9 protein-coding genes are annotated in these 11,782 nt (G+C 74.5%); 6 read left to right on the top strand and 3 right to left on the bottom strand.

The annotated features are described in order from the left end of the window. Positions 1 to 178 precede the first annotated feature (178 nt). Positions 179 to 1,354 (top strand): DUF1624 domain-containing protein, encoded by a 1,176-nt coding sequence (locus Q8W71_RS21925; RefSeq protein ID WP_305527532.1) that lies wholly within the window; start codon positions 179 to 181, stop codon positions 1,352 to 1,354. Positions 1,355 to 1,369: 15 nt separating this feature from the next. On the opposite strand, the gene Q8W71_RS21920 is transcribed toward Q8W71_RS21925, so the two are convergent. Then, the gene (locus Q8W71_RS21920) at positions 1,370 to 2,047 is read right to left on the bottom strand and encodes a hypothetical protein (RefSeq protein WP_305527531.1); all 678 of its coding nucleotides are present in this window, start codon (positions 2,045 to 2,047) and stop codon (positions 1,370 to 1,372) included. Between the two features lie 306 nt (positions 2,048 to 2,353). Between Q8W71_RS21920 and Q8W71_RS21915 the strand changes: the two genes are divergently transcribed. Beyond that, a complete protein-coding gene (locus Q8W71_RS21915; protein ID WP_305527530.1) occupies positions 2,354 to 2,572 on the top strand; it encodes a hypothetical protein in 219 nt (72 codons plus the stop codon). 55 nt (positions 2,573 to 2,627) lie between these two features. On the opposite strand, the gene Q8W71_RS21910 is transcribed toward Q8W71_RS21915, so the two are convergent. Beyond that, positions 2,628 to 3,917, bottom strand: a complete 1,290-nt coding sequence (locus tag Q8W71_RS21910; RefSeq protein ID WP_305527529.1) for a lipopolysaccharide biosynthesis protein — start codon at positions 3,915 to 3,917, stop codon at positions 2,628 to 2,630. 130 nt (positions 3,918 to 4,047) lie between these two features. Then, complete coding sequence (locus tag Q8W71_RS21905; RefSeq protein ID WP_305527528.1) at positions 4,048 to 6,288, bottom strand: right-handed parallel beta-helix repeat-containing protein; 2,241 nt, start codon at positions 6,286 to 6,288, stop codon at positions 4,048 to 4,050. Positions 6,289 to 6,860: 572 nt separating this feature from the next. Between Q8W71_RS21905 and Q8W71_RS21900 the strand changes: the two genes are divergently transcribed. The 4 genes from Q8W71_RS21900 to Q8W71_RS21885 all read left to right on the top strand — a co-directional run bounded on the left by Q8W71_RS21900 (position 6,861) and on the right by Q8W71_RS21885 (position 11,703). Beyond that, positions 6,861 to 8,075, top strand: coding sequence for a GNAT family N-acetyltransferase (locus tag Q8W71_RS21900; protein ID WP_305527527.1), 1,215 nt, complete (start codon positions 6,861 to 6,863; stop codon positions 8,073 to 8,075). A 38-nt stretch (positions 8,076 to 8,113) separates the two neighbouring features. After that, positions 8,114 to 8,959 (top strand): polysaccharide deacetylase family protein, encoded by an 846-nt coding sequence (locus tag Q8W71_RS21895; protein ID WP_305527526.1) that lies wholly within the window; start codon positions 8,114 to 8,116, stop codon positions 8,957 to 8,959. A 92-nt stretch (positions 8,960 to 9,051) separates the two neighbouring features. Beyond that, entirely contained in the window at positions 9,052 to 10,164 is a 1,113-nt protein-coding gene (locus Q8W71_RS21890) for a GNAT family N-acetyltransferase (RefSeq protein ID WP_305527525.1), read from the top strand. Between the two features lie 159 nt (positions 10,165 to 10,323). Next, positions 10,324 to 11,703: an O-antigen ligase family protein gene (locus tag Q8W71_RS21885; protein WP_305527524.1), complete on the top strand. Its 1,380-nt coding sequence runs from the start codon at positions 10,324 to 10,326 to the stop codon at positions 11,701 to 11,703. Positions 11,704 to 11,782: the final 79 nt, after the last annotated feature.

Here is an 11,782-nt window from a genome sequence, read left to right as displayed (position 1 = left end):
CGGGCGGCCCCCCCCCGCCCGCGGGGCCCGGGCCCGCGGGGGGGGGCGCGGGGCCACGGCTCCAGGCTTCTGTTTCGACGCGCTCTCTGTCGCCGAACCGGCATCCACGTCGGCGAAGAGCGCTCTAGCCGGCGCCGACGGGCCCCGGCGCGTCGACCGCCACCGCACCGGGGATCCGATGGCCGAACCTCTCGCGACGACCGGGCCGGGCAGCGGCGCGCCGGCCAAGCCCGACCGGATCGGCTCGATCGACGCCCTGCGCGGGCTGGTGATGCTGCTGATGCTCGTCGACCACGTCCGGGAGTTCGTCTACCTGCACGCCCAGGTCCGCGATCCGATGGATCTGGCGGCGACGCCCCCCGCCCTGTTCCTGACGCGCGCCGCCTCGCACCTGTGCGCGCCGGTCTTCATCCTGCTCACCGGGCTGTCGGCCCACCTCTACGGCCAGCGGCACGGCGCGCGCGCGGCCGCCGCGTTCCTGCTGACGCGCGGGCTCCTGCTGGTCCTGCTGGAGGTCACCCTGGTGAACCTCGCCTGGACCCGCAGCCTCCTGCCGCCGATCCTCTACCTGCAGGTGATCTGGGCCATCGGCCTCAGCATGATCGCGCTCGCCGGCCTGCTGTTCCTGCCGCGCGCCCTGCTCGCCGGCCTCGCCCTGCTGATCGTGCTGGGGCACAACCTGCTCGACGGGCTGGTGCTGCAATCCGGCGAGCCGGGCTACGTCCTGTGGTCGATCCTGCACCAGCGCGGGCTGATCGCCCTGCCCTGGGGCGCGGCGCGGACCTCCTACCCGGTCCTCCCCTGGATCGGCGTCATCGCGGCGGGCTACGCGCTCGGGCCGGTCTTCGCCGCCGCGGTCCCGGCCGCCGCGCGGCGGCGGCGCCTCCTCGCCCTCGCCGCCGCCGCGCTCACCGGCTTCGCGGCCCTGCGCGGCCTGAACGGCTACGGCGATCCCGTGCCCTGGCGGCCCGGCGACACCCTCGCGGCGACGGCGATGTCCTTCGTCAACCTGACCAAGTACCCGCCCTCGGCCGACTTCCTGCTGCTGACGCTCGGCCTCGGCCTCCTCCTGCTCGCGCTGTTCGAGGCGGTCCCGCGGCGCGCGCTGGGGCCGCTGCGGGTGTTCGGCGGGGCGCCGCTGTTCTTCTACCTCGCGCACCTGCTGCTGCTGCGCGCGCTCACCGAGGCGGCCGGCGGGCTCGGCCTCGCCGACCCGGCGGGGCGGGTCGCGGTCGATGCACCGGCGCAGATCTGGCTGATCGCCGCGCTCCTCGCCGGTCCGCTGTTCTTCCTCTGCCGGCCCGTGGTGGCCCTGAAGCGGCGGGCGCGCTGGCGGGGCCTCAGCTACCTGTGAGGCCCCGCGCGATCCTCACGCGTGCAGCCTGAAGATCGCGGAGCCGGAGGGGATCCTCCGGTCCAGGAACCGGTGGAGCCGGCTCTGACCGACCGGCTTGAACCCGCGCTGCTCGAACAGGGTCCGGAGGGTCGGGTTGACGTACACGACGTAGATCGGGCGCGGCTGCGCGGCGTACGACGCGGCGATGATGTCGGCCAGCTTGAGCAGCGTGTCGCGTCCGAACGGATTGAACAGGTAGATGACGCACGGGCAGGACGGGATCCGGTACTGCGTCGCCTCGGTCGTGTGCAGCGCGAACCGGCCGCCCGCGATGCCGCCCGGGAAGTTCCGCTCGATGTTCGCGCCGGCGATGGCGTTGAGTTCCCCGGCGATCTCCACGCCCTCGATCCGGCGATAGGGCAGCAGCCCCGCCAGGATCAGCGCGCGGCCCATGCCCGAGCCGTAATCGATGAAGGCGAAGCGCGACGCGTCGATGCGGAGCGCGCCGACGCTGAGCCAGAAGGCGCGCACCGGGCTCGGCGCGTACTCGTAGGCGTCGGCCGGGCTGCCCGCGACGAGCTGCATCTCCCCGGGCTGCCGCCGCCCCTCCGTGACGACGCCGTACCGGGCGTCGAACGGCCGGCCGAGCGCCCGCCACACCGCCGACAGCCCGATGCGCCACAGGGGGAAGAAGATCTTGCGTTCGCTCATCGCCCGCCAGCCCGCGGCCCGCGTCGCGCGCGGGCTCAAACGCGGCGGTTATCGGCGCGGGCGGTCCCGGCTTCAAGGGCGGCGGGCAGCGCGGGCGGCGCGTCGGACGGCGCCCGCGGTTCCGACCGCGGCCGGGACACATCGTACCGGGTGCCCGAGACGCCTCCGCGACCCGGGCCGAGGACTACCTAAGCAGCGACGCAAGTTCCGACAAACCGGGCTTCGGTTTTCGGCTGGTATTTCTGCACGCGCTCCAGTATTCGTGTCCGCGACCGCGATCTGCCGCCCTCAGAGACTGACGAACCGATGCCGACCTCCGAATCACATCTTTCGGTTGACGATATTCACAAGATACAACCAGAAATTGACAGACTCGAAGGCTGGGAGCGATCCTCGGGCCTCCTGTTCGCAGTCCTCCTGGTGCCGGCCGTCCTGGTCGCCGCGCCGCTCGCGCTGCTGATCGCCCTGCGCGAGCGCGTCGGCCGGCGGCGGGCCGCGGGGGGTCTGGGGCAATCCCTGTCCTGAATCCGCCCGCCGGGCCGCACGTCCCGGCGCGCGTCGGGCTGCCTTTCGCCACCGGTCAGCGTCCGGCCCGGAGCGCCGCGCGGGCCGTCAGGAACAGGACCGCGGCCGTCGAGACCGCGTGGCCGAGGATGACCACGCAGGCGGCGCCGGCCACGCCGTGGGCGGCGATCAGCGGATAGGCGGCGACCAGCGTCACGAGCGCGCTCGCCGCGAACGCCGCGAAGACGCTCGAGGTGCGCCGCGTGACGCGCAGGCAGATGACGGCGAAGTCGCGGGCCAGGATCAGCGGCGGGCCGATGGCGATGATGGCGGCGATCCCGGAAAAGCGCGCGTAATCCGCGCCCAGAAGCAGCCGGAGGATGTCGGCGCTGTAGGCCGCGATGACCACGCAGGTCGCGACGATCGGCACCTCCAGCAGGACGAGGATGCGCAGGAGGTAGCCGATCAGGGCCGCCTCGCCGCCCTCGCGCAGGCGCTGCGCGGCCCGGCGCGGCATGATGTACTCGAGGCTGGTCATCAGCACGAGCAGCGGCCCGAGCAGGATCTGGGCGGAGCGCAGGCCCGCCGCGGCGTCCTCGCCGAGCCAGGAGCCCGCCAGGATCGTGACCAGTTGCTCGTGCGCCGCCGACACGAACACCACCAGGGCGAGCCAGCGGCCCAGCACCCAGTGATGCTGCCAGACCGCCCGGTGCAGCACCGGGCGGACGCGCGCCCGCAGGGTCCCCGCGTAGATCGGCACCGTGATGAGGGCGGCGAGGCCGCCGCACGCGAGCAGCGTCGAGGTGTCGATCTCCCACGCGAACCAGGCCGCCGCGACCATCGCGGCGAACAGCAGGTGCCGGGCGCACTCGCTGGCGAACGCGAGCCGGGGGCGGTTCGTCGCGAAGGCGAGGCGCTTGGCGCTGTCGTGCGCGACGAACCCGGCGCCGAACAGCGCCGCCGCGACGGGGAGCCACGCGCCGCCCAGCATGTCGGGGCGCCTGACCAGCACCTCGACGTAGAGCGCGACCGCGAGCCCGACCAAGGCCGCCGCCGCCAGCGCGCCCCGCGCCACGGCGCTGAAGTAGGGGGGCGTGCGCGTGCGGTGGCCGGACGCGACCGCCATAGGCCCGGACACGAGCTGGTACTGGAGGACCGCGAGCAGCGCGACGCCGGCCTGGACGAGCACGTATGCGCCGAACCCGGCGACCCCGAGCAGCCGCGCGGCGACCACCGAGACGACGAGGCTGATCCCGCTCTGGAGGGCCTGCACGCCCGTCGACCAGACCCACGTGCTCGACCAGAGCCGGAGCGCCAGGCCGCGCACCCGGCCCCCGCCCGCCCCGAGCGCCGCCGCGGGGGTCATGCCGCGCGCTCCCGGGCGCGGCATGACCCGGCGCGGACGCGCCCGGGCCCCGCGGCGGCGCGGCCCCGGCCGACCGATCCGGGGGCGTCCGGGATGGCGGTCCCGACGACGGGGGCGACCTTGGGCACGTTCACGGCGCTCCATCGCGCGAGAGGAGGGCGCCGGCACGCCGCTTGAGCGCCGGGTCGCGGGACAGGACCGCGACCCGGTCCATGCGATCGACCGGCAGGTCGAGGGCGAGGCCGGCGGCCTTGAAGGCGTCCGCGACCGCGGCGGGCGTGCGGGCGTCGGCCGCGCCGGGAACCTGCCGGGTGCGGTTGTCGGCGACCGTCTGGCGCCGGGGTTCGGCGCCCTGCCCGATCGTGATCTCCCCGCTCGCGACGAGGGTGTTGTCGCGGATCGTGTTGCGCTTGGCCACGAGCGGCTCGTCGGCCAGCAGCCCGGCGAGCTTCGGATAGCGCGTCGACCACGGCGGGCGGGAGGCCGGCACCGCGTCGAAGGCCGCGCGCAGCCCGTTGTCCGAGCTGGTGATCGGCGGTCCGGCCCAGACCACGCCGCGACCGTCCACGGTCACGGCGGGGGGGGAATCGACGAAGACGTTGCCGATCACCGCGTTGTCGCGGCCGCCGCCGATGAACACGGGCTGCTGCACGCGCAGGAACAGGTTCGCCTCGACCCGCATGCCGCTCGCCATGTCGTCGAGGTAGATGCCCCTGACGTCGAACTCCGGCGTGTGTCCCGGCTGCGCCTGCACGTCGTGGAGGAAGTTGCCGCGCAGGCGCGTGCCCTGGGCGGCCACGTCGCGGCCCGTGTAGAACACGCCGACATCGGACGATTCCCGGGCCACGTCGAACACCTCGTTGAAGGTGATCTCGTGGTCGTTGCCCTGGAAGCGCACCGCGAGATGGGGGGCGTGCGCCATCAGGTTCCCGGTCACCCGCATGCCGACGCCGTTCACGGAGACCGCGTCCTTGTAGGTGCGGCCGAGCCGGCTGAAGCGCGCGAAGACGCTGTCCTCGACGAAATTCTCCCCCGGCGTGAGCCGCGCCCGGTCGCCGCCGGTTAGGGCGACGCCGCCCTCGCCCGTATCGGTGACGACGGAGCGCCGCATCCCGGAGCGGGCGGCGCCGTCCACGACGAGGCCGCGGCCGCCGATCCAGCGGAGCGTGCAGTCCTCGACCACCACGTCGGCGCCGCCCGTGACGGTCACCGCGTCGCCCCGGCTGTGCTCGAACGTCAGGCCCTCCAGGCGGACGTGGCTCGCGCCCGCGATCTCGATCAGCCCCGGCGCGACCGAAACCTCGATCGGCCCGGGGCGGCGCGGCAGGAGGTAGACGAGGCCCCGCCCCGCGTCGCGCCACCACTCGCCCGGAACGTCGAGTTCCGCGAGCGCGTGCTCGACGACGTACCGGTCGCCGTCCTGGACCGTGTAGAGCGGCCGTCCCACGAGGGCGAGACGGTTGGAGCCCCGCACCGCCGAGACCGCGGGCAGGGTCTCGAACGAGTAGTCGTGCCCGAGATACCCGCCGACCCAGAGATCCGTCTCGTCGACCCAGCGGTCCGCCCGGCCGTCCGGAACGCGGATCACCGGCCCCCCCTCGGCGCCCTGCCCCGCCTCCGCCACCGCGACGCGCGCCCAGCCCGCGTTCGGCCAGCGCGCGGGCACGAGCGCCCCGTCGGCGTCGAAGAACTCCATCGGCGTCAGCGGCGACGGCTCCGCGCGGACCGGCTGGACGCCGGTGTTCGGCTGATCGGCCGTATGGGTCCGGCGGACGCCGACGCTCGGCTGGGCGGCCGCCGCGGCGGGGAGCCTGTAGCCCACGACGCGCCCGCGCACCGCCGGGTCGAGGCCGGGCGGCGGCGCATCGGAGGCGCGCTCCAGCGGGACGCTGCCGCTCAGCCGGCTGCTGCCGTCCGGCGCGCCGCGCAGCACCAGCGGCCGACCGGGCTGACCGCCGAGATCCGCCTCGATCCGGACCGCCTGCGCCAGGCGGTGCACGCCGCCGGCCAGTTCGATGACGGCCTGCCCGCCCGCCCCGGCCCGGCGCCGGCGCAGCAGCGCCACCGCGTCGCCGAGGCTCGCGACCACCGGCTTCGGGCCCGTCTCGGCGACCCGGGCGGCCGGGTCGACGCGGATCAGCAGCGCGGTCTCGGACCGTCCCGGTCCGGCCGGCGAGGCGGGCGCCGGCCACGTCAGGGCGGCGAGCAGGCAGCCGGCCGCGCCGAAGGCGCGTGCGCGGCCGGCTGCCGCGCGCGCCCAACCGTCTCCAGGGCCGTGTTCCGAGGCGGTCTCCTGCGCCGAGCCGGCATCCACCGCGACGGAGCGCGCTCCGGCAGGGACGGCCCGGTGCGGATCACGGCTCTGAGTCATCGTCTCGACACATGTCCCCACGCCGAACCGGGCTCCACGTCGGGGAATCTCGACCCCGCTCCTCGCCGGCGGCCGCCCGTCATCGGCCGATCGCCTCTCATTCATCGCCGGCGCCGGGGATGCGTCCGCGCGGAGCGACCCGGGACGGGGGCCGGACCGCGCGCCCGGATCCGCCGGAAGACCTGTCGATCGCCTGTCGGATGGACGCTCAGACCGCGCCGACCGTGCGGTGCGACCCGTTTAAGAACCGATAAGCCGCGGGGAAATCCGCATCGCGTACTGCGCGGCGCGCGTGCGACACGCTGTCCAGCGAAGCCTTTTAGCGCCGCGCCCGGAGTGGGACATCAGCATAGAAAATACTTAAGTATGATGCATCAAATTTGTCGCGATCCCGCGTGCGCCGATGCACATTCGGTCGGATCGACATACTTGTCTTAATCGTTGGCAACGCGCAATGAGGCCGCGGATTGTCGATGGCATTGCGCTGTTCCGCCGGATCCACGGTCCGGGCGATCGGTCGGCTGGAGAGTGGAATCGTGTCCTCAGCAGTGCGCTCCGACTGCCCCACGCCGATGAGCCCTGTCGATCGCGCCGCCGCGGGCCGCGCCGCCCGCGCGGAGGCCCGCCACGCCGTCAGGACGGAGATCGTCGACCCGAGCGCGTTCCTCGCGTGCGAGGCGGCCTTCCGCGCGCTGGCGGACGCGGCGCCCGAGACCAACGCCTTCCTGGAGCCGGCCGTGCTCGACGCCGCGCAGCGCGCCGATCCGTCCGTCCCGATCGTCGTCCTGCTCGCCTGGGACGCCGCGCCCGAGGGCCGCCTGGTCGGCGCCTGGGCCTTCGCGCGGCGCGGCGGCGCCCTGGGGCGGCTGCACGCGCCGGCCGTCCCGCTCGGCACGCTGGCGGTCCCGGTGATCCGCGCGGGCTGGGCCGAGGCCGTGCTGGCGGAGTGGTTCGCGCGCGTGGCCGCCGATCCGCGGCTGCCGAAGGTCCTGGAACTCGACACGGTCGACGACGCCGGGCCGGTGGGCGCGGCGCTCGACCGGATGGTCGCGGCGCGGCGGATCTCCCGGCGCGTCGTCGCGCGCCGCCGCCGCCCGATGCTCGCCTCGGACCTCGCGCCGGACGCCTACCTGAAGCAGGCGATCTCCGGGTCGCGCCGCAGCAAGCTGCGGCAGTTGCGGGCCAAGCTCGGCCGGCAGGGCGACCTGCGCCACGTCGTCCACGAGGGCGAGGCCGTCGCCGCCGCGACCGCGCAGTTCCTCGACCTGGAGGCGCAGGGCTGGAAGGGGCGCCGCGGGACCGCGATGCTGGCCGACCCCCGGGTCGACGCCTTCGTTCGCGCGGCGCTCGTCGCGCTCGCCGGGCGCGGGCTGGCCGCCGTCAGCGCCCTGACGCTGGACGGCCGGCCGGTGAGCATGTGCCTCCTGCTCCGCTCCGGCGGGACCGCGTTCACGTGGAAGATCGCCTATGACGAGGCGTTCGGATCGTGCTCGCCGGGCTATCAGCTCGCGCTGGACGACACCGCGGCGCTGCTGACCGACCCGGCGGTCGCGCGGACCGACTCGTGCGCCTCCGACGAGACCGGGATCATGGCCGGGCTCTGGCGCGAGCGCGCGGACACCTCCGACGTCTTCCTGGGCGCGCGCCCCGGCCGCTCCGTCCGGTTCGAGGCGGCGATGGCCGCCCTCATGGCCGCCCGCCTCGTCCCGGAGGTGCGGCGGCGGCTGCGGCTGCGGACCCGGCTGAAGCCCCTGCTGCGCGCCCTGCGCGTCCGGCGCCAGGGCTGAGGCCTCCCGTGAGCGCTCTCCCCATAGCGACATCTCCTATGGCGACATCGGCCGCGGAGATGACGCCGCCGGTCGGGCTGCGCGACCGCGTCAAGCGCTTCGCCCTGCGCGGCGTCCTCGACCGCGCGCGGCCCCTCGCCTACCGGCGCGCGCGCGAGACGGTGCGCTGCCTGACCTTCCACTACCTCTTCCCGGAGGAGCGGGAGCACGCGACCCGGCTGTTCGCCGCCCTGAAGCGCGAGGGCGACTTCGTCACCACCGCGGAACTCCTCGCCCTGCTCGACGGCCCGGCCCGGCCCGCGGGCCGGCTGTTCCACCTCTCGGTGGACGACGGGTTCCAGAACGTGGCGAGCGAGGCGCACCCGATCCTCCGGGCAGCCGGCATCCCCTACGCGCTCATGGTGTGCCCGGCCTTCGTGGGTGCCGGGGCCGAGGGGCTGGACCAGTTCCGCCGCAACGCGCGCTACGCCAGGGGGCTGCCGACCGCCGACTGGGACACGCTGGCCGCGCTCGGGCGCGAGGGCGTCGAGATCGGGGCCCATACCCTGACGCACCGCGAGGTGTCCCGGCTCGCGCCCTGCGAGGTGGAGCGGGAGGTTGCGGGCTGCCGGGCGGCGATCGAGGGTCGCCTCGGGACCCCGTGCACGAGCTTCGCGTGGCCGTTCGGGCAGGCCGCGGCGATGAGTGAGGCGGCCCTGGCGGTCGCGGCTGGCGCCGGCTACCGGGCGGTCTTCTCCAGCCTGCGCGGCTCCCTGAGGCCCGGCGGCGGCGTGCCGCGCTACCTGCCGCGCCACCACTTCGAACCGGGCTGGCCGATCGCCTCCGTGCTGTACTACGCGACCCGGGCGGAGCCGCCGTTCGTGGCGAGGCCGCTCGCGCCATGACACCCAGCGCCACGACATCCAGCGCCATGACACCTCGCGCCATGACACCTCGCGCCTCGACCTCTCGCACCACGACACACGCGGAGCCGTTCATGACAGAGCGCGGCGGGCCGACCGCGACGACGGCCGCGGCCGCCGATCCGGACCGGCGACCGGCCGGGCAGCCGGGCGAGCCGCAGGTTCTGGCCCTGCACGACTACCTCGCCGACGACGGGACGCTGCGGCTCCGGGACGAGACGGCGGCGGGCTACGCCGATCCGGCCCCCGGAGGCCTCTACGCGCACCCCGCGTGGCTGCGGGCCTATGCGGCGGGGGACCTCGTCGTGGTCGAGGGTCTGCGGCCCGGGGTGCCGCGCCTCGTCTTCGCCCGCGCGCACGGCGGCCTCGTCCATCGCGGCTGCCTGCTCCGCCTGGAAGCCGCGCTGGTGGCGGGCCTGTCCGAACGGCTGATGGCCCGGACCGGGGCCGCCTTCGCGGTGTTCGAGGATGTCGAGATCCTCGGCCCGGTGCCGGCACGCCCGGCGCGGCTGGTGTTCAACTACCGGAACAACTGGCGGCTGGACCTGCGCGGGCCGGCCTGGGCCTCGAAGCGGCTCGTCGCCGATACCCGGCGCAAGGCCCGGGGCCTCCGGCGCGACGTGCCGGACGTGACGATCGACTGCGCGCCGGCGCCGGACCGGGCGATCCTCGACCGGATCGCGACCTTCGGGCGCGCCCGCATCGAGGCCCGGGGCCGGCAGTACCTGATCGACGCGGCGGAGCTGGACCGGCTGGCGACGGTCGCCGCGGCGGTCGGCCACAGCACGCTCGTCCGGTCGGGCGACGCGCTGCTCGCGGCCGACCTCGTGTGCACGGTCGGCGATCAGGCCTACTTCCTCACGCACGGGTTCGATCCCGGCTACCCGCGCAGCCGCCTCGGGCTGATCTGCCTGATCAACTCGATCGAGGCCTGCGCGGCGCGCGGGGTGCACGACTTCAACATGCTCTGGGGCGACCAGCCCTACAAGGCGCAGCTCGGCGGCGAGCGCGTGGACCTGCGGACCGTCCTCCTGCGCCGCTCGGCGGCCGGCCTGCTCCACCCCGGCCACGCCCGGATGGTCCTGCGGTTCGGCTGGCTCGACCTCAAGCGCCGCTTGAAGCCGTATCTGGAGCCGGCGCTGGAGCGCCTGCGGTCCCGCTGGGAGGCGGCGACCAGGAAGGCCTGAGACGGCGACGGAACGGATGGCGCACGGGATGGGTCCCGCAGGAGGGGAGGCGACGATGGAGGCGGTGATGGGCGCCGATGCGACGGGCCGGACGCCCCCGCGCGCGGGCCGCATCGCGTCCTCCGGGCCGCCGCCGCGCGGGCGGGAGGGCCGGCGCGCATGCTGAGCGTCTTCGTCGCCATCGCGATCCTCGTCTGGTTCGGCCTGCTCTACGGGGTGGCGCGGCAGCGCCTCGTCACGGTGGCGAGGCCCCCGGACGGCCCCCTCGCGGTCCCGATCGCCCTGGTGGCGACCTTCGCGTTCATGCCGCTCGTCTTCGCCGTCACGCGCGAGAACAGCCAGGCGCTGCTGGACGAGGGCCTGTCGATCTCCAACGTCCTGTCGCTGGCGCTCGCCGGGCTGACCGGCCTCTACGTCGCCGCGCGGGCGTACCGAGATCCGCGGCTGCTGCGCGTGCCGCTCTCGATGCCCTACCTGCCGTTCACCCTGATGATCGGCGTGGACGGCCTCAGCACGCTCTGGTCCCTGGTGCCGTCCTACACCGCCTACCGGACGGTGGAGCTGTCGATCTTCTACCTCGCCTCGATCCTGATCTTCGACCGCAGCGACATCGAGCGGCGCCTGGCCGACCTGCTGGCGGCGTTCGTGCTGATCTGGCTCGTCGCCGTTTCGCCGACGATCGGCACCAGCCTCGCGCAGGGCGTCGTGTTCTCGTCGGCCAAGAACAACATGATGCCGTTCGTCTGCGCCGTCCTCGCGCTGCTCGTCGTGTTCGACGGCCGCGCGCGCCGGCGCGCCCTCTACTTCGTCCTCGCCGTGGCCGGCTTCGTCGTCGCGGGCTCGGCCGCGAGCACGGGGGCCCTGGTCGGCGTGGTCCCGGGGGTGATGATCGCCTCCGGGCACCGCCCGGTCCGCGTCCTCGGCATCGTCGCCACCCTGGCCACGATCGTCGTCTTCCTCGTCCTGATGCTCTCGATCTCGATGTTCCCGGAACTGCTCGACGCGGTCTCGGCCATCCTCCAGAAACCGACCGAGGAACTCGCCAACGGGACCGGGCGCAACAACTTCTGGCCGATATTCCTGGAGGCGACCCGCGACCGGCTGATCGGGTCGGGCTTCTCCGCCGGCGACCGCTTCCTGGACCTGCTGCTCTCGGTGGAGTCCCGCAGCGGCGTCGCCTCCACCCAGTCCGTCGGACTCGCCAGCGCGCACAACATGTTCCTCAGCGCCTGGGCCGGCCTCGGCCTGATCGGGATCTGCTTCGCCGTCACGGTGCTGTGGAACGCGGTCCGCTGGGGGCTCAAGCTCGAGCTGACCGGGCGCCGGTTCGTCATCTCCAGCGTGCTGGTGCTCGTCCTCAACGGCATGACGACGCCGGGCATCTTCCAGGACTGGAACGTGAACACCTTGGGCTTCCTCGCCGTGCTGGCCTACGCCCGGGTCGGCGCGCTGCGGCGGTCGGCGCACGCCGTCTGGACCCGCCGGACGGTCGCGCCGGCCGCCGGGCCCGCGGCGGCCGCGGGCTGGCGCACCGTTTGAACGTCACGCGAACCGGGCTGCCCGACGGGGTGGCCGACGAACCGAACTGAAGCAAGCGTGTCCCGCGCCGGGACTCGGG

The sequence above is a fragment of the Methylobacterium amylolyticum genome, assembly GCF_030700245.1.
GTDB lineage: Bacteria > Pseudomonadota > Alphaproteobacteria > Rhizobiales > Beijerinckiaceae > Methylobacterium.
Note: the sequence above shows the minus strand (reverse complement) of the source record. Positions and strands in the feature narration are given on the sequence as shown.